Here is a 692-nt window from a genome sequence, read left to right as displayed (position 1 = left end):
ATAGGAAGCTATCGCGGACTTGCTCCCATGGTGTGCCATGAGCGACATCTTGATTTGGCTCGCCCTGTTTAGGATCGTAAACCCACTCACAGACAGTGCAGCGCCAGCAGGTGCAGTTGTCAGTATGGGAATGTTGCTGCTCAGTTTGCTCAGACACAGGAGTTTCAGCTTGCTCATATACAGTTGCTTCAGTTTGCGTATCCGGTGCTTCTAATCGGGTTGCTTGATGCTCGACGACTTTAGGTTGGCTGTAGGAATCATCTTGGTTCCAGACCTCAGCCAGCGTTGCACCGTAATCAATACACTGACGCAGTGCATCTGTATCTGGCTTCCAATGAATATGTTGTGGTGGGCTCACCTCAAAGTTTGCCTCGCGTAGGCGACTGTCGATACGTTTGACGGCACCACCTGTCCAGCCAGAAGAGCCGAAGGCTGCGGCTTTTTTGTCAGCAAAACGCAGGCCGTGCATCTCTTCTAGCAAGGCTGCGATTTGCGGCATCATCACGTTATTCATGGTTGAAGAGCCGAGAAGCACGCCTTTAGAGCGGAAGATATTGGCGAGAATATCGTTCTTATCATGCTTCGAAATATTGAATACTTTAATCGCAGTGTCAGGGTTACCTTGACGAATACCCTTGGCGATCGCATCGGCCATCATTCGAGTGTTGTTCGACATGGTGTCGTAGACGATA

Annotated in this window: 1 protein-coding gene; it reads right to left on the bottom strand. The window is 50.0% G+C overall.

Translation table 11 applies throughout. From position 1 onward, the window contains the following. The coding region (locus KIV40_RS34415; RefSeq protein ID WP_285353935.1) for a flavodoxin domain-containing protein at positions 1-692 on the bottom strand (692 nt) is incomplete at both ends.

The sequence above is a fragment of the Vibrio sp. D173a genome, assembly GCF_030248475.1.
The sequence above is the reverse complement of the archived record's forward strand: the minus strand, read 5'-3'. Positions and strand labels throughout refer to the sequence as shown.